The sequence below is a fragment of the Acinetobacter sp. 2JN-4 genome, assembly GCF_003687745.1.
Taxonomy (GTDB): Bacteria; Pseudomonadota; Gammaproteobacteria; order Pseudomonadales; family Moraxellaceae; genus Acinetobacter; species Acinetobacter halotolerans.
Genome location: NZ_RDNY01000006.1, coordinates 147682 through 174348, shown reverse-complemented (window position 1 = coordinate 174348; position 26667 = coordinate 147682). Strand labels below are relative to the sequence as shown.

The 26667-nt window shown below is 40.3% G+C and carries 23 protein-coding genes; 17 read left to right on the top strand and 6 right to left on the bottom strand.

The window, feature by feature from the left end; translation table 11 throughout:
- Positions 1–24 precede the first annotated feature (24 nt).
- Both EAH57_RS10455 and EAH57_RS10450 read left to right on the top strand, forming a co-directional pair.
- Positions 25–1398 (top strand): nucleobase:cation symporter-2 family protein, encoded by a 1374-nt coding sequence (locus tag EAH57_RS10455; protein ID WP_121930007.1) that lies wholly within the window; start codon positions 25–27, stop codon positions 1396–1398.
- A 190-nt stretch (positions 1399–1588) separates the two neighbouring features.
- Positions 1589–2884 carry an OprD family outer membrane porin gene (locus tag EAH57_RS10450; RefSeq protein ID WP_121930006.1) on the top strand — a complete coding sequence of 432 codons (1296 nt, stop codon included), beginning with the start codon at positions 1589–1591 and terminating at the stop codon, positions 2882–2884.
- Between the two features lie 128 nt (positions 2885–3012).
- On the opposite strand, the gene hpxO is transcribed toward EAH57_RS10450, so the two are convergent.
- The gene (gene hpxO, locus EAH57_RS10445) at positions 3013–4170 is read right to left on the bottom strand and encodes an FAD-dependent urate hydroxylase HpxO (RefSeq protein ID WP_121930005.1); all 1158 of its coding nucleotides are present in this window, start codon (positions 4168–4170) and stop codon (positions 3013–3015) included.
- 232 nt (positions 4171–4402) lie between these two features.
- Positions 4403–5113: a FadR/GntR family transcriptional regulator gene (locus EAH57_RS10440; protein WP_121930004.1), complete on the bottom strand. Its 711-nt coding sequence runs from the start codon at positions 5111–5113 to the stop codon at positions 4403–4405.
- 161 nt (positions 5114–5274) lie between these two features.
- Between EAH57_RS10440 and alc the strand changes: the two genes are divergently transcribed.
- From alc to EAH57_RS10425, 3 genes are all read left to right on the top strand, one after another.
- The gene (gene alc / locus EAH57_RS10435; protein WP_121930003.1) at positions 5275–6279 is read left to right on the top strand and encodes an allantoicase; all 1005 of its coding nucleotides are present in this window, start codon (positions 5275–5277) and stop codon (positions 6277–6279) included.
- A gap of 285 nt (positions 6280–6564) precedes the next feature.
- The gene (locus EAH57_RS10430) at positions 6565–7071 is read left to right on the top strand and encodes an ureidoglycolate lyase (RefSeq protein WP_121930002.1); all 507 of its coding nucleotides are present in this window, start codon (positions 6565–6567) and stop codon (positions 7069–7071) included.
- A 135-nt stretch (positions 7072–7206) separates the two neighbouring features.
- Positions 7207–7974 (top strand): hypothetical protein, encoded by a 768-nt coding sequence (locus tag EAH57_RS10425; protein ID WP_121930001.1) that lies wholly within the window; start codon positions 7207–7209, stop codon positions 7972–7974.
- Between the two features lie 117 nt (positions 7975–8091).
- Here the strand turns inward: EAH57_RS10425 and EAH57_RS10420 are convergent, their stop codons facing one another.
- Positions 8092–9105 carry an isopenicillin N synthase family dioxygenase gene (locus EAH57_RS10420; protein WP_121930000.1) on the bottom strand — a complete coding sequence of 338 codons (1014 nt, stop codon included), beginning with the start codon at positions 9103–9105 and terminating at the stop codon, positions 8092–8094.
- Positions 9106–9759: 654 nt separating this feature from the next.
- Here EAH57_RS10420 and EAH57_RS10415 point away from each other — a divergent pair.
- The 4 genes from EAH57_RS10415 to EAH57_RS10400 are packed head-to-tail and all read left to right on the top strand — an operon-like array spanning position 9760 to position 13853.
- The gene (locus EAH57_RS10415; protein WP_121929999.1) at positions 9760–10740 is read left to right on the top strand and encodes an ABC transporter substrate-binding protein; all 981 of its coding nucleotides are present in this window, start codon (positions 9760–9762) and stop codon (positions 10738–10740) included.
- 53 nt (positions 10741–10793) lie between these two features.
- Positions 10794–11615 (top strand): ABC transporter ATP-binding protein, encoded by an 822-nt coding sequence (locus EAH57_RS10410; RefSeq protein WP_121929998.1) that lies wholly within the window; start codon positions 10794–10796, stop codon positions 11613–11615.
- A complete protein-coding gene (locus EAH57_RS10405; RefSeq protein ID WP_121929997.1) occupies positions 11608–12402 on the top strand; it encodes an ABC transporter permease in 795 nt (264 codons plus the stop codon). Before EAH57_RS10410 ends, EAH57_RS10405 begins: the two co-directional genes overlap by 8 nt.
- Positions 12399–13853, top strand: coding sequence for an amidohydrolase family protein (locus EAH57_RS10400; RefSeq protein WP_121929996.1), 1455 nt, complete (start codon positions 12399–12401; stop codon positions 13851–13853). Before EAH57_RS10405 ends, EAH57_RS10400 begins: the two co-directional genes overlap by 4 nt.
- A 207-nt stretch (positions 13854–14060) precedes the next feature.
- Here EAH57_RS10400 and EAH57_RS10395 read toward each other — a convergent pair whose 3' ends face one another.
- The 3 genes from EAH57_RS10395 to EAH57_RS10385 form a co-directional block, all read right to left on the bottom strand.
- Complete coding sequence (locus EAH57_RS10395; RefSeq protein WP_121929995.1) at positions 14061–14642, bottom strand: dihydrofolate reductase family protein; 582 nt, start codon at positions 14640–14642, stop codon at positions 14061–14063.
- A 100-nt stretch (positions 14643–14742) separates the two neighbouring features.
- Positions 14743–15693 carry an allantoinase PuuE gene (gene puuE / locus EAH57_RS10390; protein ID WP_121929994.1) on the bottom strand — a complete coding sequence of 317 codons (951 nt, stop codon included), beginning with the start codon at positions 15691–15693 and terminating at the stop codon, positions 14743–14745.
- Positions 15694–15822: 129 nt separating this feature from the next.
- Positions 15823–16752, bottom strand: coding sequence for a LysR family transcriptional regulator (locus EAH57_RS10385; protein WP_121929993.1), 930 nt, complete (start codon positions 16750–16752; stop codon positions 15823–15825).
- 175 nt (positions 16753–16927) lie between these two features.
- On the opposite strand from EAH57_RS10385, the gene EAH57_RS10380 reads away from it, so the two are divergent.
- The 8 genes from EAH57_RS10380 (at position 16928) to EAH57_RS10345 (ending at position 26605) form a co-directional block, all read left to right on the top strand.
- A complete protein-coding gene (locus EAH57_RS10380; RefSeq protein WP_121929992.1) occupies positions 16928–17983 on the top strand; it encodes an aromatic ring-hydroxylating oxygenase subunit alpha in 1056 nt (351 codons plus the stop codon).
- Positions 17984–18132: 149 nt separating this feature from the next.
- Positions 18133–18885 (top strand): histidine utilization repressor, encoded by a 753-nt coding sequence (gene hutC / locus EAH57_RS10375; protein WP_121929991.1) that lies wholly within the window; start codon positions 18133–18135, stop codon positions 18883–18885.
- Positions 18882–19463, top strand: a complete 582-nt coding sequence (locus EAH57_RS10370; protein ID WP_121929990.1) for a HutD family protein — start codon at positions 18882–18884, stop codon at positions 19461–19463. The genes hutC and EAH57_RS10370 overlap by 4 nt, the downstream gene beginning before the upstream one ends.
- Positions 19464–19697: 234 nt before the next feature.
- Entirely contained in the window at positions 19698–21374 is a 1677-nt protein-coding gene (gene hutU / locus EAH57_RS10365) for a urocanate hydratase (RefSeq protein WP_121930039.1), read from the top strand.
- An 88-nt stretch (positions 21375–21462) separates the two neighbouring features.
- Entirely contained in the window at positions 21463–23001 is a 1539-nt protein-coding gene (hutH, locus tag EAH57_RS10360; RefSeq protein ID WP_121929989.1) for a histidine ammonia-lyase, read from the top strand.
- 115 nt (positions 23002–23116) lie between these two features.
- On the top strand, positions 23117–24322 hold the full coding sequence (hutI, locus tag EAH57_RS10355; RefSeq protein WP_121929988.1) for an imidazolonepropionase: 1206 nt from the start codon (positions 23117–23119) through the stop codon (positions 24320–24322).
- A gap of 34 nt (positions 24323–24356) precedes the next feature.
- Entirely contained in the window at positions 24357–25277 is a 921-nt protein-coding gene (gene hutG / locus EAH57_RS10350; protein WP_121929987.1) for a formimidoylglutamase, read from the top strand.
- A 56-nt stretch (positions 25278–25333) separates the two neighbouring features.
- Complete coding sequence (locus EAH57_RS10345; protein ID WP_121929986.1) at positions 25334–26605, top strand: Glu/Leu/Phe/Val family dehydrogenase; 1272 nt, start codon at positions 25334–25336, stop codon at positions 26603–26605.
- Positions 26606–26667 lie beyond the last annotated feature (62 nt).

Below are 26667 nucleotides of genomic sequence, written 5' to 3'. Positions count from 1 at the left end.
AATTTTGATTGAGGAAAGACCACCATGCACAACGATAAAAAGCACAGTGATACGGGTGCAACCGTTTCAGCAGAACACCAATATTTAGGAATGAATAAAAATGTCATTTATGGTTTGCAACATGTGCTGACCATGTATGGTGGGATTATTGCACCACCACTCATTATCGGTGCTGCCGCAGGGTTGCAGGCTTCGGAAATAGGACTATTGGTTGCTGCCGCACTTTTTGTTGGTGGTATCGCGACCATGTTGCAAACCTTGGGTTTTAAGCATTTTGGCGCAAAACTACCGATTGTCCAAGGTGTATCTTTTGCAGGCGTTGCAACGATTTTAGCTATTGTTACTACGGGCGGTGGATTGGCTTCAGCGTTTGGCGCGGTGATTGTTGCTTCATTGATTGGCTTATTACTCGCACCATTCTTTTCAAAAATTATTCGTTTTTTTCCACCTGTGGTGACAGGTTGTGTGATTACCATGATTGGTATTTCGTTATTACCAGTTGCGATTCGCTGGATGATGGGGGGAAACCCGAAAGCTGAAAATTGGGGAGATCCAGCAAATATTGGTTTAGCTGCAATTACTTTAGCGATTGTGATTATTTTCAGTATGTTAAAGAGTCAGCTCATGCGTCGTCTGGCGATTTTAATTGCGATTGTTTTAGGCACAGTACTCGCTTCATTGGCTGGATTTGCAGATTTTTCCAAAGTCGCTAACGGTTCAATGTTCGCTTTTCCTCATTTCTTTCATTTTGGCATGCCAGTGTTTGAATTTACCGCCATTCTTTCGATGGTGATCGTAACTTTAGTGATTATGACGGAGACCACAGCCGATATTATTGCGATTGGGGAAATTGTTGGAACTAAAGTTGATGCAAAACGGATTGGCGATGGTTTACGCGCAGATATGTTGTCTAGTGCAGTTGCCCCAATCTTTGGTTCATTTATGCAAACCGCATTTGCGCAAAATGTAGGGTTGGTCGCGATCACAGGGGTAAAAAGTCGTTTTGTGGTGGCAACCGCAGGCGGGATTCTGGTGGTACTTGGTTTATTACCGATTGTCGGGCGTTTAATGGCTGCGATTCCAATGCCAGTTTTAGGTGGTGCTGGTATTGTCTTGTTTGGCACTGTGGCAGCCAGTGGTATCCGTACTCTAGCAAAAGTAGATTATAACGATCACAAGAATCTCATTATTGTCGCAACGTCATTGGCGATCGGCATGATCCCAATTGCAAACCATGAGTTCTATGCACAATTTCCAAAATGGGTGGGGACCTTATTGCATTCAGGAATCAGCTCGGCATGTATTACTGCCATTTTGTTGAATATTTTATTTCACCATTTACCTTTTACCAAAAAATTAGTTGAGGACGCTACATTGCCTGTCAACTCAGGGCATTGATGGCAGGCTTTATTTATTTTCCAAAACCGTAACATTTTTTAATCATTCACCATTCAACGTCGCTTATTCATTTTTGAATAGGTCTAGGGGAGTTTTGGCTTTGCAAAAGTTAAAACAGCATTTTTAAGACCAAAAAATTTATTTGAATAGATTTAAAGCGCTGTCTGAATGACATTATCGGGGAAACTTTATGAGAAATTTGACTTTAAAATCTGCAACATTGGTGTTCGCAATGAGTGCAGCGATGCAAAGCGGGGCAGCAGATACTAGTTTAAATGGGCTATTTCAATTGGATCAGGACTGTAGCGTTCAGGACAATTCAGTCAAAACTGTGCAACAAATGTTTGGCTGTGGGGCAGTGCATGGCGTTGTGAAATCAGCTTATTATTCTTTAAATAATGGATATTTTGTCAATAATTTAAACCAAGATACTGTCGCAATTGGAGGCTATCTTAAATATGAAACAGCGCCATTGTATGGGGTGCAAGCTGCAATTGGTTATGATCTACAACGCCGTTTAGACGAGAAAAACAACAATGATGAAGTTTCTGAATTAAAAGAAGATCGTGATGGTTTGGCTGAAGCTTACATCACATGGAAGAATGATTTAGCACGCGTTACGATCGGGAATCAGCGTCTAAATTTACCGTTTATGGGGGATTATGCAGACCGACGAATTTTGATGGCTTTGTATCAAGCCGCCGATGTTCAGGTGGGTAACAATACTGATTTCTTGCGCCTCACCAAAGTGAATAAATTCAAAAGTTATGCTGATGATGAATTTAGCAAAAGTACCCGTCAAAATGCGAATATTGAAACCGATGGCGTATGGTCAGTTGGTATAGGGAAGCGTTTTGATTTGGCTGAAGATCAAAAACTTAAAGCGCAGATTTGGTATCAACACTATGATGACTATACGCGTTTGATTTATACCCAAGCAGATCTTTCATTGCCTAAACTCCAATATACACCTGAACTTTCACTGCAATATATTTCAGGAAAAGATCAAGGCAAAGCTTTAGCAGGAGAGGTTGATAGTCAAATTTTTGGCGTTCAGACGGCATTTAAAGTTATGCCAAAAGCCAATCTAAAAGTTGCATATAACTATATTAAACCGCATACAGATCGTTATTTAAATGGCGCACTTCTCACACCTTATGCGACTAAAACCTCATCAGGTGAAATTTTTGCTCAGCCATTTTTTACCAGTACCCAAGACCTAGGCGCAGGAAATGCTTTCATGACTTCTTTGGAAGGAAAGTTCACAGATCAAGTGATTGCCGGTGCTCGATATTCTTTTATGGATTTAAAAGAGTCTAACAAGGTTGCGAGTCGTAATCAGTCTGAATATATGATCTTTGGTATTTATAATTTTACTGGCGCATTACAAGGTTTTAGCGTTAGTAATTTCTTTGGTATCCAAACTTCACCACGCTATGAAAAAGACTTTCTACAAAATCGATTTACATTGAGCTATAAGTTTTAAAGTCTGCTTATCCCAATTGCCTATTTCAGATATGAAATGGGCTTTTTTATGGTCTTTTTGGCGATTGCTTGAAAAGCGTTGAGATAAAAAAAGCCCCCAATTAAGGGGGGAGTTAAAACTTTCTTTTATTAATCTAATGGATTTCCAACAATATTGCTAATAATTCCTTGCATGATGTGTGAACCTTGTTCTTGATAAAGTGATTGATACCATTCCTCAGTCACTTTTTGATCTTTCATGTGGGTCACATCACAACGTTTACGCGCACGAAAAACCATTTCCCTAGTACGATCATTACGTTTGTTTTGGTATCTTTCTAGTGCATCACTTAAACCAAAAGTATTTATTTGCAAAGCACGTGCCAAGTAAATGGCATCCTCCATAGCTTGGCAACCGCCTTGACCAATATCAGGTGTGGTACTGTGTGCTGCATCACCGAGTAAAACCACCCGACCGTTATAAAAATTCATAAAAGGCTCAATATCATGGATTTCAACTCGATTGGTTTTTTGTTCATCTAAGCAATCAATCAGTTGATGTACAGGTGAGCACCAGTCTTTAAAATATTTTTTCAGCTCAGTTTTATATTGATCACGTTGATTTGGTAGACCTACTTCTATAGGTACATCGAAAAAGAAGTAAAAGCGATTTTGGGCAACGGGCATGAGAGAAACTCGTTTTCCTTCACCCACATAGGTCGTCCATTGTTGCGCTGGAGCGATGTTTTCGTCGATTTCGACTAAACCATTCCAGTTGACATAGCCTGCATATCGTCGTTCGACTTGATGACCCAATACAAACTTACGGGTGGTGGAATGGGTGCCATCTGCACCAATCAATAAATCGGCCGTTATTTGAGAGTCATCTGCAAAATGAATGTTGACATGATCAGGATGATTTTCAATTTCGGTCATTTTCATGCCGAGTTTAATATCGTCTAAACCAAACTGTTGCATGAGGAGCTGTTGTAAATCTGCACGAGCGACAGGGTAGGCACGTTGTCCTACTTCTTTGTATAAAGGTGTTAAGCTAAATTGAGTCATGGTCTGATGCGCGAGTCCATCGACATATGCCAGCGACTCCATTTGTCCACCCAAAGCTTGGATTTGATCAGTCAAGCCAAGGTAGTTTAAGCATTTCACCCCATTTGACCATAGCGAAATCGCTGCACCTACAGGTAGAATTTCTGCTGCTTGTTCGTAGATCGTAACCTGATGGCCAAATTTTTTTAAAGCGATACCAGCAGTTAAACCGCCCATACCTGCGCCTATAATCGCAATATTCATCGTTTAGACCCTGATTGTTAAAAATATAAAACTTCTAAACAGTCTTAAGCGAGAAGCATGCCAGTTTTACTATGTGGTTTTACTGGTCATACCAGTTATTGTGCTTCATTAAAAAGCAGAAATGGGGGGAGTGTGTTGCTGTGGTTCAAAGTTTGAGGCAAAGTGGTGCGCAAATAAAATTTGAATTATTTAGTTTTAAAAATAGCTTTATATTTATCTTAAATGAATCAGATCATTGCTCATGCCGAGAAAAATAGACACCCGCACGTTGAGCAGCACCAATGATATGCGCTTGCATGGCTTTCTCAGCCGCTACAGCATCTTGTTTAAATAACGCTTGTAAAATCACATCATGTTCTTGAATGGTTTTAAAGGCAAGATTAGGTTGGACAAAAGGGAGGATCTGGCTTTTTTTCATCCATTCAGTGTGCATTTTAAGTGTCTGAATAATCGACTGATTATGACTTAATTCGATAATATGTTGATGAAAGGCATAATCAAATTCGGAAGCTGCTTGCCAATTCTGTTCCGAGATTGCATTTGCGAGTGCTTCATAATGCTGTTTTAGAATCGATTTATCTTGTTCTGTTAGATATTCACAGGCGAGTAGGGCGCAAAATCCTTCGAGTACGTAGCGTAATTGATAGAAATCTTTTAAGGAAATGCGGTGTTCACCTTCCCATTGTTCAGCGGCTTTACTGTGTTGTGAAATGACATAAACCCCTTTACCAGCCTTGATTTCCAACAATCCCAAAGCGGCAAGACGTGTCAAAGCTTCACGCAAAGAAGCACGACTTATTCCGAGTTGGAGCGCTAAATCACGTTGAGAGGGTAATGTCGAACCAATCGCATAAGTCCCTTGTTGAATGCGTTGATGGATGACTTCCACAGCTTGCTCAGTCACCTGAGATGATTTTCCATTGAGCATTGCTTGTGGGCTCATCAGTGGTCTAACCTAAATAAAATAATCAATTTGATTCTACACAAAATTCATAATTTTAGATTGACTCAAACTAAAATTAAGCAGATTTTTTATAACAGGTCAGACCAGTTGGACTGGATTTTGCATATAATGAATCATATAAAATGTTTTAGGATTGATCAATGACGGTGCATATTGCCAAAACAGTGACTTTGCCAGATAACTTAAAGGGTTTAACCAATTTAGCTGATGCGCGTATTGGTGCGAGCATAGTGTCTTGTTCTGATGAGTTTTTCGCAAGTGCGGAAAGAATGTTGCAAACTGAACCCGCCAAGTTTATTGAAGGTAAATTTGATGATCATGGTAAATGGATGGATGGCTGGGAGACACGTCGTAAGCGTGAAGCTGGTTATGATTGGTGCATCGTTCGTTTAGGTGTAACAGGAACAGTCTCTGGCTTTGATATTGATACTTCATTTTTTACAGGGAATTATCCTGCTTCCGCCTCAATAGAAGGGTGTTATGCACCTGATGATCAATTGGAAAATATCACTTGGACTCCATTGTTAGAAAACTCAGTTTTATCTCCAGACCATCATCATTTTTTTAATTGCGAAGCACAAAAAATTACTCATATTCGCATTAATATTTTCCCTGATGGTGGGATTGCTCGCTTACGCGTGTATGGAAATGTCATCCTTGAAAATATAGATTCAACTCAACAAATTGATCTGATTGCTTTGAAAAATGGCGGACGTATTGTGGCATTTAGCGATGCGCATTACGGTCATCCGAATAATTTACTCAGCCCAGATCGCGGTATCAATATGGGAGATGGTTGGGAAACCAAGCGTCGTCGTGAACCTGGTTTTGACTGGTGCATTATTGCCTTAGGTCAAGCGGGGCACGTAGAAAAAATCGAAATTGATACAGCACATTTTAAAGGCAATTATCCTGCATTTTGTTCGATTCAAGCCGCGTATGTTGAAGATGCAACGGATGCTCAATTGATTCCTCAAAGTATGTTTTGGTCTTTCTTGTTGGAGCAGCAACCATTATCGATGGATGCCATTCATGCATATATTGCTGAGATTTTGCAGCATCAAAAAGTGAACTATATTCGTGTAAATATGATTCCAGATGGGGGGATTAGTCGGATTCGATTGTGGGGCAAAATCACAGAATGAAATTGTTTCTTCAGTAATGAGCAAGGTCATATAAGTTTTGATAAAACAGATCATTTTTGAATTGGTATTTGCTTACTTTTGAAAGATCAAAAGTAACAAAAATCTTTTGTTAGGCTGATGGCACATCCTGAGCAAAACCAAAGTACTGCTTGGGTTGCAGCGCAAGACAGCCTAACGGGCGGCATCCATGCCGCCTAGCTCGATAGCAAATGTTCATTATGCATTGGATTAGAGAAGAACAATCTACGAAGTTTCGTTCTGCTAAAATAAAGTGAAGTTCAATATATGAGAAAAAACATCCAAATTCAGCCTTTAACTCAAGACAGTTTCTCCGCTTTTGGTGATGTGCTTGAAAAAGAAAATCATGATTTTTTTTCGATTAACCAAGGGTTAACTGAGCGCTATCATGCACTTTCTCTCGCACAAGTATCAGGTGAAAATGCTGTGGTAGGTATGAGTATTTTTCATAATTTATGTGCAACAGAAGTTCCATTCAAAATTGATATGCTTGAGCGTCATCCTTGTGGTTCACAGTCGTTTATTCCACTACAACAGCAAAAATTTATCATTATCGTAGCGCTGCCTTTGGATTACTCACAACCAGATGAACAGAAAATCTATGCCTTTTTAAGTAATGGCAAGCAGGGAGTTACTTATCACCAAGGAGTTTGGCATCATCCATTAATTACCTTAGAAGCCGAAAGTGATTTTTTAGTGGTGGATCGTATTGGTGGTGGACAAAATTGTGATGTACATCATTTGGTTGAACCGAAGTGGATTATTGATCTTTAAATAAATATACTTGCTCTAGAACCTTGGGGTATGAGAAGTTTTTAATTTAAAATGCATTTTCATATTGCTATTCTTGTATCTTTATTGCTTATAACTCGGATTATTTTGGGGAAAAGCAACAAATATTAATTTTATATGCCAACTAACCGTTATTTAGCAAGAGAATTACTTGCAAAACATACTCGACAAAAAAAGCAAAAAAAGTTAGAGCAACGACGTTTATTGCTTGAGCAAAAAGCTAAACAGAAAAAACAGGATCGAAAGTTTTTGTTTTTTGGACTTGGTTTCCTCACACTACCATTATTTATGTTTCCAGCATACCCAAAGAATCAATGGCAGTATGATCTTTATCGTTTTATCACTGAGGAAATGTTTATTATTGTTGGTACTAAAGGACCATTGCCTTTTTTTACTATTCTTTCAAGTATTTATGCCACTGTAGTGATGTTGTTTTTTGGCTGTTATTTATTTTTTAAATTAATAAAAAAATTTAGAATAAACAAAGAATTTCAAGAGTTTGTCTATAGTAAATTTTTTCAGGCTGAATTTGAGTCCTCTAAAAAGTATCCATGGCTTGAAAAACCATTAATCAAAAAGACAATTGTTTCAGGTATGTTTTTATTAAGTCTATTAATGGGGGTTTTACATTTTATTTTCGATGAAATTTCATTTCAGACAGGTAACCGGAGAGGTGCATTAATTGAATTTGGTTACAATTATAAGATTGGCGTTATTCTATGGGAGTTCATCTTTAGCATATTTACAATATTCCCGTTCTTTTATTTTGGTCTTTTAGCAATTTATCTATTCAACTATTTTTTTCGCGGATTAGGCACTGGAAAAATTATTCCTCCTCAGAAGACAACACCAAAACGAAAGCGGAGAGGCAAAAGAAAAAATTGAACTGATTGTTCAGGTTTAAATTTTGCCTCTAATTTGATTCGTTAATTAGCGCAGTGAAAAATTCTGTATTTTCATATTTTTAGTCTGAAATCGCAGCAGCATTGACTGTCTATCAACTTAATATTTCCCTTCAAAATTCGCACTAATCCGTTGTTTTAAATATTCCTTTGCGGTGATTGCAGGGTATTTTTTCTTTGGACTTTCAATGATTACATCTTCATTCGCCTGACAGAAGAATGCCAAACTATATCGCGCGCCTTGATATTCATTGGCTTCAGGGTTTTTAACGCGGTGAAAATTAGATGGAAGTTGATCATCGCTCCAACGCATCAACATATCACCAATATTACAAGTAATCACATCATCACGTGGTTCAATACTGGTCCATTGCTGTTGTTCCATGTCTTTACCTGGACAAACCTGTAAACCACCTTGACCTTTACGTTGAAACAGTAAGGTTAAGCAATCAAAATCAGTATGTGCGCCTGCTCGCCATAAACCGAGTTGATCTTTCAAAGCAGGATCAATCGCATAGTAATGCAACATGCGTAAGGTACTTTGATAGCTTTCTTGATCAGGCTCGTGGGCGAGTGCAAAGAAATCATCTGCAAAACCGAGTTTGTAAGCGAAGCAAGATAGAATTTTCATACCCACTTGCCAGCATGCTTTTTCAAACTCAAGCATGGTGGTCTTAAATGCTGGTAATTCCTGTTCGCTAGGATACAACCCTGCCATACGTGGGCGCGTAATTTGATAGGATTCTTTTTGATCAGGCGTACTGGTCGATGGGCGAATTTGTGCTTTGCTTTCCCAGCCTGCATTTCGATTTAGAGGATATTGTGCTTTGATGTGTTCAGGAAGATCAAAGAACTTTTTTGTCATTTCAAAAGCATTGTGAATTTGGGCAAGATCAATACCGTGATTAGAGACTTGAAAGAAACCTATATCTGTTGCAGCACTCCAAAGTTGCTCTGCAATTTCATATTTACGCTTTTCAAAGTCTGCTAAATCAATCACCCGAATTTCTCTTTCAAAGGTTTCTTGACCTAAAGCACCCATACGCGCTTCTTTTTGTAACTCTTCTAAGTTGTAGTGATCGTCAGTTAAGTTGGTCATATTTGCGCTATTCATATTTCACCTCAATTTTTGGATAAACCATGACCCAATCAAATTGAATGAAAGAGACTGGATCATTTTTTCAAAAAAGAGCAGCACTTTCTAAATCAATAGAAAATGAGCTTATTTCTGAGCAATGACCCACATATATGTCGAATCAACTATATATGCTGAACGCTTCTACTCTGCCTCATTGATATAAGCATTTTTTATACCAAATTTAAAATATGCTGTTGTGAAGATATTTAATGGATAGAAATAAAGCTAAATGGTGAATGAAAAATCAAAATTTGATTTTATGATTCTTTTTTGCGCATTATGATGTTTTAGAATGGTGCGTTTTTGAGTTTGATTAAAAGTTATCTCTACTTGAAAATAGTATTCGATTAAAAATAGGTGATGGATGACAACCTAAAATAAATTATTTTGGATTATTTTATTGAAAAATAAAGATTAAATAAATACTGGCATGGTGTTTGCTAAATCTTTACTGAGTATAAGCGGTCAGTGTGTACTTTCACACGGGACATTGCTCTACAGCGTTTGCTGTTCCTCTTTTGGGGACAAAGCCAATGTTTGGCTTTGAGAGAATCTATGTGCTTATACATTTGGTTTTTATTCCCCTAAAAGAATAGCGAGATGAGTTCTTATATATTTAGGGGTTTACTTATGAAAATTCAGCACTATGTAGGCAAAGCACGGTTCACTGTTATTGCTGGCGCATTATTCTTTGGTTCATTTACCCATGCTGCCGATAAACTGGTATTACAAACCACATGGTATGCACAAGCAGAGCAAGGTGGTTATTATCAAGCTCTGGCACAGGGTATTTATAAAAAATATGGATTAGATGTCGAAATAAAAGTGGGTGGGCCACAAGTCAATAATATGGCGCTATTACTTTCTAAACGTGCCGACATTATTATTAATTATGATTTACAGGTTTTAAAAGGAATTGAAAGTAAGTTTCCAATCAAAGCGATTGCAGCGCCATTTCAGTTCGATCCTCAAGGTGTATTAACGCATAGCGATGTAAAGTCCTTGGCTGATCTAAAAGGCAAAACCATCTTGGTTTCAACCAGTGGACAAGCAAGCTGGTGGCCTTGGTTAAGAGAAAAATACAGTTTAAATCCAGCTCAGGCGCGTCCTTATACTTTCAATATGCAGCCATTTTTAGCTGGCAAAAATGTCGCCCAACAAGCCTATGCAACCTCTGAAGTTTTTCAAGCAAAAAAAGCAGCACCATCCAGCAACTTCTTCTTATTTGCTGAGGCGGGTTATCCAGCTTATGGTGGCATTTTAGTGACACGCAATGATGTGATCCAGACCAAGCCTGATGTGGTCCGCCGTTTTGTGCAAGCATCTATGGAGGGATGGAAAAATTATTTGGCTGATCCCAAGCTTGGCAATGCCATTATCAAAAAAGAAAATCCAAATATGAATGATGAGCTGCTCGCTTTTGCAGGCAGTCAAATGAAAAAATTACAACTAATCGATGGTGGCGATGCCAAAACACAAGGCGTCGGAGTTATGACCGATGCACGCTGGAAAGCGACGCGTGATTTCATGGTGAATGCAAAATTGCTAGATGCTAAAACCAACTGGAAATCGGCTTATACCACACAGTTTGTCAGTCCTGTGAAGAAATAAAAGCTGTATTTAACGGTTAAGAAAATAGGGCAATCGCACCAAGGGGAAACCACATGAATTCAGTTTTATCTGTCGATCTTCCAGTAAATACATCATCAAATTTTGTAACACCAATGCTCATGGTCAGAGGGGTAGAAAAAACCTATCCCAATGGTACCCATGCATTACAACGGCTCGATTTAGATATTGCACGGGGTGAAATTATTTCATTACTTGGACCATCTGGCTGCGGCAAAAGTACTTTATTGAAAATGTTTGCTGATCTTGAACAACCATCAGCAGGGCAAGTGCGTTGGAATGGCAAGGCTGATATTCAATCGCAATGTAAAATGGCAATGGTGTTTCAGGAAGCGACCTTAATGCCTTGGGCAAATATTGAAGATAATGTTCGTCTACCTTTAGATTTACAGCATATTTCCAAAGCTGTGAGCACCCCCAAAGTTTTAGATGCGCTAAAAGCAGTGGGTTTAGATAAATTTAGCAAAGCCTATCCACGCGAACTTTCAGGTGGGATGCAGATGCGTGCTTCTTTGGCTCGCGCACTGGTTACAGAACCTGATTTGTTATTGATGGATGAGCCTTTTGGGGCATTGGATGAATTTACCCGTCATAAGTTAGATCGTGATATCCGAGAACTTTGGTCTGAGCGAGATTTAACTGTTGTTTTCGTCACCCACAGTATTTATGAAGCGGTGTATTTGTCCTCTCGGGTGATTGTAATGGGGGCACGTCCGGGGCGTGTGGTTGCTGATTTGGAAATTGAAGGTCCTTATCTACGCGATGAATCCTTTAGAACATCTGATGTTTTTATTAAACAATGTGCACATTTTTCAGCGTTATTGGCTAAAGCAAGTGGGGAGCATGATCATGATTAAACCATTAATAAATAATCCTGCGATACAGCGAATAGCAGCACCCCTGATGCTTGGTTTTTTATTGTTATTGTTTTGGCAATTGAGCTTTCAGCAATTAGAAGTGCCTGTTTATATCGTGCCGAAACCAAGTGATATTGTGATGGCAATGATCAATCAATCTTCATTGCTCTTTGGTAGTTTGTTGGTGACGCTAAAAATCACCTTATTGGCTTTTACTTGTGCAGTGGTCATCGGAACTTTAATTGCATTTGTATTTGTGCAAAGTCGTGTGCTAGAAGCGTGTTTTATGCCGTATGCGATTTTATTTCAGGTCACGCCGATTGTGGCGATTGCACCTTTGGTGATTATTTGGATTCAAAACACCACTTTAGCATTGGTCGTCTGCGCGATGTTGGTGGCAGTATTTCCAATCTTAACTAATACCACTTTAGGTTTGCGTAGTGTGAATAAAGGTTTACTCAATCTTTTTCAGATCAATAAAGCCAGTCGCTGGCAAATTCTCATGCGTTTACGTGTACCCAATGCCTTGCCTTATTTCTTTGGTGGATTGCGGATTTCATGTGGTTTAGCGCTGATTGGTGCAGTCGTGTCTGAGTTTGTTGCAGGCGCAGGTGGAACGAGTGCGGGGTTGGCTTATCAGATTTTACAGGCTGGATTTCAACTTGATTTACCGCTCATGTTTGCAGCACTTTTTTTAATTACCTGCACAGGCTTGGGACTGTTTGTATTGATGTCTTTGTTAAGCCGCATCTTTTTAAGTAAATGGCATGAGAGTGAACAAGCATGAGCCAAGATTCTTTGAGTAAACGCTATTTAATTAAAAATGCCCATGCCATTTTGACTGGTTTATCGAACGATACCGCACGTTCGTCAGCGACAGCGATTCGGATACAAGATGGAAAAATTACCGAGCTAGGGGCACTGACACAACACGCAAATGAACAGGTGATTGATGCCAAAGACTGCGTCATCTATCCAGCATGGGTGAATACACATCATCATTTGTTCCAATCTTTGTTAAAAGGCGAGCCACAAGGTTTAAATCAGAACTTAACTTCATGGCTTGCCAGTACGCCATATCGGTTTCGTGGCGCTTTCGATGAAGCCACATTTCGGGTCGCTGTACGAATTGGTTTGATTGAACTATTACGTTCTGGTTGTGGCACAGTTGCAGATCATAATTATCTATACTGGCCGAAGATGCCTTTTGATGGCGCAGCCATTTTATTTGATGAAGCGGAAAAGCTAGGCATGCGTTTTGTGCTGTGTCGTGGTGGTGCGACCCTAACACGCGGTTTGGAAAGTGAGCTGCCACAAGCCTTGCGACCTGAAAAATTTGATGACTATATGATAGATATTGAACGTCTGGTCGCTCGATATCATCAGTCAAGTGGAACTGCATTCCGAAAGATTGTTATGGCGCCGACATCAACTTTACATTCGACGACACCACAACAACTTAGGGAAAGTGCTCGTATCGCTCGGCAACTCGGCATTCGGATGCACAGTCATTTATCAGAAACAGTCGATTATTTGGATGCCGCCAAAGCTAAATTTAACATGACTCCAGTGCAGTATTGTGCTGAACATGATTGGATTGGCAATGATGTTTGGTTTGCGCATCTTGTGAAATTATTACCAGAAGAAATCCAGTTATTAGGTCAAACCCAAACAGGCATTGCTCACTGTCCGCAAAGTAATGCGCGTTTGGGCAGTGGGATTGCCGATCTGGTAAGTTTAGAAAATGCAGGCATGACGATTTCGATTGGGGTTGATGGTGCAGGCTCTAATGAAGCCGCCGACATGCTGTCAGAAACCCATGCTGCATGGTTATTGCAACGTGCCAGAAAAGGGATGTTGGCAAAACCACAGTATGAGGGTGGACTGTTTGAGGGTGGTGCAGATGCTGCCAGTATTGAAGATATTATTCGTTGGGGCACTGCTGGTGGTGCCAAAATCTTAGGTTTAGATCAAGTTGGAACCATTGAAGTTGGGCAACAAGCTGATTTAGTTGTGTATGAGTTAGATGATCCACGCTATTTTGGATTACATGATATGGCGATTGGTCCAGTGGCGAGCGGTGGGCGAGCACGTATTAAAGCGATGTTTGTTGCAGGGAAAATGGTGATTGAAAATGATCAAATTCCAGATCTAGATATGATGGAATTGGCTTGGCAAGCGAAGCAATCCGTAAAAGTGTTGCAGCAGCGGAGTATGGAAATGGCTAAAATAGCCTAAGCTATATTGTTTTGCTGATATCGGATGAAGGCTTAATTTCTAAATAAGCACTGTGAGATATAGGGTGGAATTTAGTAAAACGCTGTAAATATTCTGTGTGTGCCGTTTAAATGAAAGTATTTAAACGGCTTTTACTTTAATCGTGAATCGACTCATAGTGCAGATTGCTTTATAGATATTATAAGTCAAGCAAACAGACTGTTTAGATCATTCAAAATTCTTATCATCCACCCCTATTTTACGATCAACTGTATAATGCAATTCAACCATGCCTTCACCCATTTGATGAACAGAGATTAATTTAAGCTTTGGCGCAAACACTCTCCTAGGAAATAAAGGTTTTCCTTTTGCAAGGGTAACTGAGCCAATTTGTATAATTAATTCATCAAGCAAATTTGCATCATGGAACTGACCTGCCAATTCTCCACCGCCTACAATCCAGATATTCTTGTCCCCAATTATTGATTGTATTTCAGAATAAATAAGCGAGACTTCTCCTTGCACAAAATGGATGTTTGCATCTTTAATCAAGGGAAGTTTACGACTAGAAAAAACCCATGTTGGCTGAGTATAAGGCCAAGATGAACTCGTTTCAGCAGCAACCTGTTCAGTATTATTCAATATCCATTCATAAGTTGCTGACCCCATCACTATAGCGCCAACATTTGCAATAAATGTTGGATAACTGGAGCTATTCAGTTCACCTAATGCAAATAACCATTCTAAAGAATCATTTTCAGTCGCAATAAATCCGTCTAGAGTGCTAGCAGTAAAATATTGTACTTTCATCCTAATCATCTCCTTCTTATAGAGGAGTATTTTAAAACTTATTTTCTTTTGATAATTTTTTTAAGTCACATAAGCGACACGTTCTGACGCTTTAATAAACCTAATCTTGAAAAGGATGATGTCTATACCAATGCTCCGCAATTTGCTGACGAGTACAGACCCAAACTCGATCATGATTCTGAACATAATCCAAAAAGCGTTGTAATGCTTTAAAACGCGCAGGACGACCTAGAATTCGACAATGCATCCCGATGGATAACATTTTCGGTGAGGTCGCTCCTTCAGCATACAACACATCAAATGCATCTTTTAAATATTCAAAAAAATCCTCACTGCGGTTAAAGCCCGTTGGTGAAGCGAACTTCATGTCATTGGTATCAAGCGTATACGGAATAATTAAATGAGGACGAGTTTCGCCATTCTCTTTGCTTAGCGAGGTCCAAAAGGGTAGATCATCACCATAGTAATCACTGTCATATTGAATTTGATCATAGTCAGCCAAGAGTTGACGCGTATTTGGACTATCACGCCCTGTGTACCAACCTGTAGGGTATTCGCCAAATAAATCTTTTAAAATCTGCATAGCTTCAGCCATATGTGCTTTCTCGGTTTCAACATCTACATTTTGATAATGAATCCAACGTAAACCATGCGAAACCACATCATAATGATGTTGTTTGATTGCCTCGACGACCAATGGATTTCGTTGTAATGCCATCGCTACCGCAAAAATGCTCATTGGCAAATGACGTTTGGCAAACTCTTGCTGGATACGCCAAAATCCGACTCGTGAACCATATTCATAAATCGAATCCATCGATAGATGCCGATCGGGATAACTTTCTGCACCGCTAATTTCAGATAGAAATTGTTCTGAACCCTCATCGCCATGCAGAATATGTTTTTCACCGCCTTCCTCATAATTCAATACAAATTGTACTGCGATTTTGGCTTGATTTGGCCATTGGGCGTGAGGAGGATGATTGGCATAACCCAACATATCTCGAGGATAGTCTGTTGAAAAATGATTAGCTTGATCTGAGACGGTCATGAGTTTGCCTGAATCATTAAAATGTGAAACTTCACATCAAATTACTTGATGTTATAACTTGGTGTCAAATTATAAAACAATATAAATCAAATACTTGTTGTTTTATTTTGGTGCGTTAATTGAATTTATTTATTGATAAATTTCAGTCACGCGCAATTTTAGTGCTTCCATCTCTTCAATGACTTGATTCATCATGATTTGTGATATTCGAGAGAGTTGCCGTTTTGGTGCAACACATAAGGCAAGGGTAATGGGATGCAGTCCATTTTCATGGATTGCTCTAAACTCGAACGCATCATTTTCAATAAAAGGATAGGCATCCAAATAACTCATGATGCCAATGCCTAAATTCTGTCTCAGCAAGGAAATCATCATACGAATGTCGTTGCATTCGATTTTATGTGGCGGGTTGAAATCATGTTTCTTGTATAAGGCCGTGACGTGATCGTGAATAATTAAAGGTGCAGCAGGGCTGATATGGTTGCATTCTATGGTGTCTGAGAAATAGATTTTTTCTTTATTTGCTAAGGGATGTTGTTTGGGAATGACAAAACCGAGCGGTACTTCAATAAAGGAGCTGATTTGCAATTGATGCTGATGTTTAGGATTGAGAATTAAGCCAAAATCCAGCTCAGCATTAATGACCATCTCTGCCACACTTTCACTATCGAGCACACAAATATTAAAATTAATCCAAGGATAATCTTGATGGATAGATTGGATCACTTGAGTGACGAAACCTTCGCAGAGTGCTGAAATCATTCCAAAATCAATTGCTCCACGCTGTAAACCTTGAATCTCATTTAAGCGCTTTTGTGTCATTTGAAAGTCTTTTTGCCAATTGCGTAAATCCGCATATAGCAATTCACCAGCCAAGGTCAGTTTTAGTCCATTTGGCAGACGCTCAAATAAGGCAACGCCGAGTTCTTCTTCAGCCAAAGCAATCTGACGATGTACAGCCGAAACTGAAATATAAAGTTGATCGGCCGCTTTCCGTAAACTGCCTGTTTTGGCGACTGCAATAAAATATTCAGCGAAGCGAGAAAAGGGTAATGCCATTGCAAATACGCTTAATAAAATGTGTATTTATGCAAAAGCAATTTTAGTGCCCAAGTGTTCTAATTTTTAGAATGATTGATCAAATTCATTCTAATAGACGAGGTTATTGTTCTGATCCAAACTGCTTTTAAGCCATACAGATTCATGATCTATAGCAGGAAAATGAGAGCAAACAATGAATGCAATCCCTTTAATTAATGTGCCGAATAAACCTTGTCATAGCCAGTTTGATGATCGAGATTGGGAAATACTGGCGCAACATTGGTATCCCGTTGCACGAGTTGAAGATGTAACTACAAAGCCTCAGCAAGTCACTTTACTTGATTTGAATATGGCGATTTATAAAACTGAAAAGGGAAATATTCATTTGGTGCGTGATATTTGCCCACATCGCGGTGTACCGTTAAGCAAGGGATGGGTCGAAGGTGAAACGATTATTTGCCCTTATCATGGTTTACATTTCAATGAAGATGGCAAATGCACCAAAATTCCTGCGCAACCCGATTTGACTAAAATTTCTGATCGTTTTTCCCTCACCAAATTTCCTGTGGTTCTAAAATATGGTTTGGTGTGGACTAGTATTTTAGGACGAGATGAAAGCTTGGCGAATTTCCCTGTTTTGGATACATGGGATGCAGAACAGCACCAAGCGATCTTGCCGCCGTATGTGGATATTGCGGGTTCAAGTGGTCGTCAATTAGAGGGTTTTATTGATGTCGCTCATTTTGCTTGGGTGCATCACAACGCATTTGCAGATCGAGAAAATCCTGTCGTACCGAAATATTCAACGGAACGAACCCTTTATGGGCTACATACTGAATATTTGAGTAACGTCAGTAATTATCCACATGGGATGCAGCATTTAGCGCCTGATGATTTTATTTGGGAGCGGATTTTTGATGTCTATCCACCATTTTCAGCAGTACTCACCATCCATTTTCCAAATGCTGGCGTGTTGAAAATCCTCAATGCCTGTTGCCCAACTTCGCATAACAAAACTCGGTTATTTGTGCCTTTAACTCGAAACTTTGATATGACGGGTGATTTACAAGGCGTTTATGATTTTAATGCGCAGATTTTTGCCGAAGATCAGGAGATGGTGGAGTCTCAGAAACCCGAAGAGTTGCCCATAGATATTACAATGGAAGCACATTTTGAAGCAGATCGCTCTTCGACCATGTACCGTCGTATTTTGGCTGAGTGGGGCTTGAGTAAACGTTATACAATTTAAGAGAATACACGTTAATTGCTATTCAGTTTTTAAACGCTTGATATTGCGATTTATTAGAATCGAAAAAAACTAATTGTATATGCTTGTATATACAAATATGATTCATTCATTATACAATAACTTAGCATATATTGTATGAGTTTTAGCCAATGTCAAGAACGTCCAAGCAACAAGATTTGGATTTATCACTCGCAGAAGATAGTCCTGTCCCTTTGTATTTGCGTGTGAAACAAATGATTTCACAAAAAATCTATGAAGGCACATGGACGGTGAATAAAAAAATTCCTTCAGAAAGTGAATTGGTGAATTTGCTCGGTTGTAGCCGTATGACCATTAACCGAGCTTTACGAGAGTTGACCAGTGAAGGTTTATTAGTGCGTATACAAGGGGTCGGTTCGTTTGTAGCAGAAGGGCAAGGTCGCACCGCGCTTTTTCATGTCAATAATATTGCAGAAGAAATTCTTGCTCGGAATCATAAACATCATGCCGAAGTATTGGTATTAGAACAGATTCAGGCGAATGCTGAACAAAGTGCACTCATGCAAATGCGAGAAGGGCAAAAGCTTTTTCATTCGATTATCGTACATTATGAAAATGATGTGCCCGTACAAATCGAAGACCGTTTGGTTGATCCTACACTGATTCCAGATTATTTAGCTCAAGACTTTAGCAGCATTACACCAAACGCTTATTTGATGTCAAAAGCACCCGTAACCGAAGGTGAGCATGTAGTAACGGCGGTACTTGGTTCAGCACAAGAATGTAAATGGTTGAAGATCAATAAGACCGAGCCTTGCTTATTGATTCGCCGTCGAACTTGGTCAAATAAACAATTGATTTCCAGTGCGCGTTTGATTTATCCGGGTAGTCGTTATTATCTGGAAGGTAAATTTACGCAATGATTGAGCAGTTAACGACAGCACATTATAAAAAAATGCGATGGAAAAATGGCGCTGGCTACACTGTCGAACTTGCACGTAGCGAGGGCGAAAGTTTAGATGTATTTGATTGGCGTATTTCTATGGCCGATGTGAAATCAGCTGGTGAGTTTTCCAAGTTTCATGGGATGCAACGCATTCTTACAGTATTAGATGGTCAAGGCATTGTATTGAATGTCGATGATGATCATCGGCATCTAAAAACATTGCAGTCTGCCCAATTTAGCGGTGAGCGTGATGTGAGTTGTGAATTACCTCATGGGCAAATTCAAGACTTTAATCTGATCTATGATCCTCAAAAGGTAAATGCCAGATATCAGTGGATTTCCGAACCTACAACATCAGAAATATTTAGTTCCGCCGATTTAATCTTTATTTTTAATCAAAGCCTTGAATTGTTAGAAATTGAAATTGATCAACAGGTTTTTCATTTGAAGCATCAAGAAAGTCTAAAAATTCAGTATGAAAAATTGTTGAAATTTATTGTATTAAGAGAGTCGCTTTTGAAACAAACTTGTCTAATCGAACTCACAAAAATCTAAATTAGTTGTTTTTTTTTAAACCCATACAAATTGTAGTTGTATGGGTTTTTTCTTATTCGATAAAAAATAAATTATTTTATTTCATTGGCTTAAAATTTATTTTTAGAAATGGAATGAAATGCATCTTTTCAAGAGAAAAGATTTGTGTAGTATATGGATGTATATACAAGTTAATACATGCTATATCCTAAAAGCAGTTTAATTTGCAGACCATATTCGATTGAAAGGAGTCTCATTGTGACAACGACCACAAAATTTCGTGACGTAGAAATTCGCGCACCGCGCGGTACAAAGCTCAATGCCAAAAGCTGGTTGACTGAAGCACCACTACGTATGTTGATGAATAATCTTGATCCTGATGTTGCAGAAAATCCGAAAGAACTCGTGGTTTACGGTGGGATCGGTCGTGCTGCTCGCAATTGGGAATGTTATGACAAGATTGTTGAAACACTAAAAAACTTAGAGCTTGATGAGACGTTATTGGTTCAATCAGGCAAACCAGTTGGCGTATTCAAAACCCATAAAGATGCACCACGTGTGCTTATTGCCAACTCAAACCTTGTTCCACATTGGGCGAACTGGGAACACTTTAATGAGTTAGATGCAAAAGGCTTGGCAATGTACGGTCAAATGACTGCTGGATCTTGGATCTATATCGGTAGTCAGGGCATTGTACAAGGCACATACGAGACTTTTGTGGAAGCAGGTCGCCAGCACTACAATGGTGATTTAAAAGGTCGTTGGGTATTGACGGCGGGTTTAGGTGGTATGGGCGGTGCGCAACCATTAGCGGCAACACTTGCTGGCGCTTGTTCTTTAAATATCGAATGCCAACAAGCCAGTATTGATTTCCGTTTACGTACACGCTATGTCGATGAGCAAGCAACAGACTTAGATGATGCGCTCGCGCGTATTGATAAATACACCAAAGAAGGTAAAGCGGTTTCGATTGCATTACATGGCAATGCTGCTGAGATTTTACCTGAGTTGGTTCGTCGTGGTGTACACCCAGATATGGTCACAGACCAAACCAGCGCACATGACCCATTGAATGGTTATTTACCACTGGGTTGGACGTGGGAAGAATATCGTCAACGTGCCAAAACTGAACCTGAAGTTGTGGTGAAAGCGGCAAAGCAATCTATGGCGAAGCATGTTCAAGCGATGCTAGATTTCCAAAAAATGGGCGTTCCAACATTTGACTATGGCAATAATATTCGTCAAATGGCACAAGAAGAAGGCATCGCAAATGCCTTTGATTTCCCAGGCTTTGTCCCAGCCTACATCCGTCCATTATTCTGCCGTGGCGTGGGTCCGTTCCGTTGGGTCGCACTTTCAGGTGATCCAGAAGATATTTATAAAACGGATGCCAAAGTCAAAGAATTAATTCCAGATGATGAACATTTACATCGCTGGTTAGACATGGCACGTGAGCGTATTAGTTTCCAAGGCTTACCAGCACGTATCTGCTGGGTAGGTTTAGGTTTACGTGCAAAACTCGGTTTGGCATTTAATGAGATGGTGCGTAGTGGTGAACTTTCAGCGCCAATCGTGATTGGTCGTGACCATTTAGATTCTGGTTCTGTATCAAGTCCTAACCGTGAAACTGAAGCGATGCAAGATGGTTCAGATGCAGTTTCAGATTGGCCGTTACTCAATGCATTACTGAATACCGCAGGTGGCGCAACGTGGGTGTCATTGCATCACGGTGGTGGTGTGGGAATGGGCTTCTCGCAACACTCAGGTGTAGTGATCGTCTGTGATGGTACAGATGAAGCAGCAGCACGTATTGCACGTGTATTGACCAATGACCCTGCAACAGGTGTGATGCGTCATGCAGATGCAGGCTATGACATCGCGATTGATTGTGCCAAAGAGCAGGGTTTGAACTTGCCGATGATCACTCAATAAAAAACATCACAACAACGATTACGGCGTTTTTTGCAATTGTGTAACAAGCGCCGTAAGAAAATAATATAGTGCAAAACAGGACGCCAAAATGGAACTCTTAATTCAACCCGGCAAACTTACGTTAGCAGATCTGCGTCACACATACTTAAATCCAATCAAAGTCAAACTTGATGACAGTGCCGCTGCTGCGATTAATGCCAGCGTTGCTTGCGTTGAGCAGATCGTCAATGAAGGGCGTACGGCTTACGGTATTAATACTGGTTTTGGTTTATTGGCTTCGACCAAGATCGAACCTGAAGATTTAGAAAAGCTACAACGTTCTTTAGTACTTTCGCACGCTGCTGGTGTAGGCGAGCCGCTTGATGATGCCATGGTTCGCCTAATCATGCTGCTAAAGGTCAATAGCTTGGCACGTGGTTTTTCGGGTATTCGCCGTAAAGTGATTGATGCGATTATGGCACTGATCAATGCTGAGGTTTATCCACATATTCCATTAAAGGGTTCAGTGGGTGCTTCGGGTGATTTGGCGCCACTTGCACATATGTCTTTAATTTTACTCGGTGAAAGTAAAGCACGTTATAAAGGTGAATGGTTGTCTGCTGTTGACGCACTCAAAATCGCGGGCTTAGAACCGATTTCTTTAGCAGCAAAAGAAGGTTTGGCACTGTTAAATGGTACACAAGTTTCAACCGCTTACGCATTGCGTGGTTTATTTGAAGCAGAAGATCTGTTTGCTGCTGCAACGGTTTGTGGTGGTTTGAGTGTTGAGGCCATGCTTGGTTCGCGTGCGCCTTTCGATGCACGTATTCATGAGGTACGTGGTCAACGCGGCCAAATTGATGTTGCTGTTGCATATCGTGACTTATTGACAGATTCAAGTGAGATTGCACATTCGCATGAAGATTGTAGCAAGGTTCAAGATCCGTATTCACTTCGTTGTCAGCCACAGGTCATGGGTGCTTGTTTAACTCAAATCCGTCAAGCGGCAGAAGTGTTGGCGATTGAGTCAAATGCAGTTTCGGATAACCCATTGGTTTTTGCTGCTGAAGGCGACGTGATTTCAGGCGGTAACTTCCATGCTGAACCTGTGGCAATGGCGGCTGACAATTTGGCATTGGCAATTGCAGAAATTGGCGCACTGTCAGAGCGTCGTATTTCTATGATGATGGATCGTCACATGTCACAACTTCCACCATTCTTGGTGGCCAATGGTGGTGTCAACTCAGGCTTTATGATTGCACAAGTTACGGCTGCTGCTTTGGCGAGTGATAACAAAGCATTGGCACATCCTGCCAGTGTCGATAGTTTGCCAACTTCAGCAAACCAAGAAGACCATGTTTCTATGGCACCGAATGCAGGTAAACGTTTGTGGTATATGGCAGATAATGTACGTGGTATTTTGGCTGTTGAATGGTTAGGTGCATGTCAGGGTCTTGATTTCCGTGAAGGCTTGAAAAGCTCTCCGAAACTTGAGCTCGCGCGTAAGATCTTGCGCGATCAAGTGCCTTATTACAGTGAAGATCGCTTCTTTGCACCTGATATTGAACAAGCAAGTGAATTGCTTGCAAGTGGATGTTTGAACGAGTTAATTATTCCAAATCTCTTACCGAGTTTAGTTAAAGGCTGATAATGAAGAAAATGGTCACATGGAGTAACCACCATCTGCCGCAGAATATCGGAATGGAACGCTAAATACAAAATAGCCTAAGCATCTGATGCTTGGGCTTTTTGAGGATATATGCATGAAAAAGCTTTGGAAAAACTGTCATATTGCCACCATGCAAGATGGACAATATTCCAGTATCGAAAATGCTGCCATGGTGACGCTTGGGCAGCACATTCATTGGATTGGTGCAGAAAAAGATGCGCCTGCTGATGATTATGTGGAATCTATTGATCTCAAAGGTGCGTGGGTGACTCCGGGTATGATTGATTGTCATACCCATAGTGTTTTTGGGGGTAACCGTAGTGTCGAATTTGAACAACGTTTGCAAGGTGTCAGTTACGCTGAAATCGCTGCAAGTGGCGGTGGGATCGCAAGTACAGTGCGTGCAACACGTGAAGCAACTGAAGAGCAATTACTTGCATCGGCACTCAAACGTATTCGTTGCATGCAGAAAGAAGGTGTGACCACCATTGAAATCAAGTCTGGTTATGGCTTGGATTATGAAAATGAACGGAAAATGCTGCGTGTGATTCGTCAGATCGAGCAAACTTTACCCCTGACCGTGAAAAGTACCTGCTTAGCAGCACATGCTTTACCTACTGAATATAAAGATCAAAGTGATGCGTATATTGAGCATATCTGTACTGACATGCTGCCAAAATTACATCAGGAAGGTCTCGTGGATGCGGTGGATGCTTTTTGTGAGTATCTAGCATTTTCGCCTGAGCAAGTCGAACGTGTATTTAAAACGGCACAAGCTTTGAATTTGCCGATTAAATTACATGCAGAGCAATTGTCATCATTGGGTGGATCAAGCTTAGCGGCACGTTACCATGCATTATCAGCAGATCATTTGGAATTTATGACTGAAGATGATGTCAAGGCAATGGCAGAAGCGGGAACTGTCGCTGTGCTATTACCGGGTGCATTTTATTTCCTAAGAGAAACGCAGCTTCCACCACTCGAAAGTTTACATAAGCATGGTGTTCGGATTGCATTGTCGAGTGATTTAAATCCGGGTACTTCACCAGCATTGTCTTTGCGTTTGATGCTCAATATGGGCAGCACCTTATTTCGTTTAACCCCAGAACAAGCGTTGGCAAGTGTGACCATTCATGCAGCCCATGCACTCGGTCTACAGGATACACATGGCAGTTTAGAACAAGGCAAAGTTGCCGACTTTATTGCTTGGGATATTGAGCATCCATCTGAAATTGTGTACTGGCTCGGTGGTGATTTACCGAAACGGATTGTTCAACATGGCAATGAAATTGTTTTTTAGTATCAAAAATTAATTTTAAAGAGTGACATTGATTATGAATCATTCATTTACGTGGCAAGGACGACAAGATGGTGAGGGTGACGGGCATTTACGCATCCATCAAGTGGTCAATACCAGCCAACATGCCGCTTTTGCCTTAATTGGTTTTAGTTCGGATGAGGGGGTGAAGCGTAATAAAGGTCGCTTAGGCGCAGCAGACGCACCTGATATGATTCGTGCTCAATTGGCAAATTTACCTGTGCATCAGCCTGTTACGATCGCAGATGTTGGTACCGTTGTTTGTGATCATGGCAAGTTAGAAAAAGCACAGGCAGAGTTGGCTGAACAGGTGGAAAGAAGTTTAAAACAAGGCATGAAGCCGATTGTTTTAGGCGGTGGCCATGAGGTTGCTTTTGGGAGCTTCTCTGGACTATTTCACTATATTCAAAAGCATCAACCAGATAATAAAATTGGCATTATCAACTTTGATGCACATTTTGATTTGCGCGAAGCAGAGCGTGTCAGTTCAGGTACGCCATTTTTAAATGCAGCACAACTATCATCACAACATGATCAAGAATTTCATTATTTGTGCATCGGCGTTGCGAAACATTCCAATACTAAAGTGCTGTTTGAAACAGCAGATCGCTTAAATTGCGAATATATATACGATCAACAATTACAACCCTCAAAAATTGATCATTTGATTGCGAAAATTAACGGTTTTATCGAAAAAGTTGACCACTTATACATTACAGTAGATCTGGATGTGTTTAGTGCCAGCATTGCTCCAGGTGTGAGCGCACCAGCAGTGAAAGGAATTGATTTATCAATCTTTGATCCGCTGTTCCAAGCCATTAAGGAAACAGGGAAAATCCGTGTTTTTGACGTGGCGGAATGTAATCCACGGTTTGATTTGGATAATCGAACATCCAAATTAGCTGCATATATTATTTTTAATTACATATTCGATTGATGGATCGGCTGCGCAAGTGGTCGCTTCATCAATTTTTAATTTTATGAGGATAGACAATGTCTAATTTATCTTATATCTCTCAAAATAACGGTCCATGGTCAACCTATCTCGAACAAATTGATCGTGTTACTCCTTATCTAGAGCATTTAGCAGATTATATCGATACGCTCAAGCGCCCTAAACGCGCTTTGATTGTAGATGTGCCGATTGTGATGGATGATGGTACGATCCAACACTTTGAAGGCTATCGTGTTCAACACAACTTATCGCGTGGACCGGGTAAGGGCGGTATTCGCTATCATCCAGATGTAGATTTGAATGAAGTAATGGCACTGTCTGCATGGATGACCATTAAAACTGCGGTATTAAATCTTCCATTCGGCGGAGCAAAAGGTGGTGTGCGTGTAGATCCACGTAAACTTTCACCACGTGAGTTAGAGCGTTTAACACGTCGTTATACCAGTGAAATCAGTCATATCATTGGGCCTCAAAAAGATATTCCAGCACCTGATGTAGGTACCAATGCAAATGTAATGGGTTGGATTATGGATACCTATTCATCTGGTCAAGGTCATACCGTAACAGGTGTTGTGACAGGTAAACCTGTACATTTAGGTGGTTCATTAGGTCGTGTCAAAGCGACTGGTCGTGGAGTGTTTATCACAGGTCAGCAAGTTGCAGACAAAATCAAACTTCCTTTAGAAGGCGCAAAAATTGCGGTTCAAGGTTTTGGTAACGTGGGTAGCGAAGCGGCTTACTTGTTTGTTGAATCGGGATCGAAAATTGTGACGATTCAGGATCATACAGGCACTATTTACAATCCTGAAGGAATTAACTTAGAAGAACTAAAAGTTTATTTTGAGAAAAACCAAGGTGTAGGTGGCTTTGCTGGCGCGCAATCAATTAGTGATGAAGATTTCTGGTCTGTTGAGATGGATATTTTGATTCCAGCAGCATTGGAAGGACAAATCACTGTTGAACGTGCTGAAAAAATCACTGCGAAATTGGTTCTCGAAGGTGCAAACGGTCCAACGTATCCTGATGCAGATGACATGTTGATCAAACGTGGTGTCACTATTGTCCCAGACGTAATTTGTAACGCGGGCGGTGTAACCGTAAGTTATTTTGAATGGGTTCAGGATATGGCGAGTTATTTCTGGTCAGAAGATGAAATTAATCAAAGACTAGATAAGTTGATGATCCAAGCGATCAACGATGTATGGCATACCGCAAGTGAAAAAGCATGTAGCCTCAGAACTGCGGCCTTTATTTTGGGTTGTGAACGCATCCTGAAAGCACGTATGGAACGCGGAATTTTCCCAGGTTAATTTTAACTGGGTGAATCAAAACGATCTTAGAGCGAGTGCTTTAAGGTCGTTTTTTTATAGTG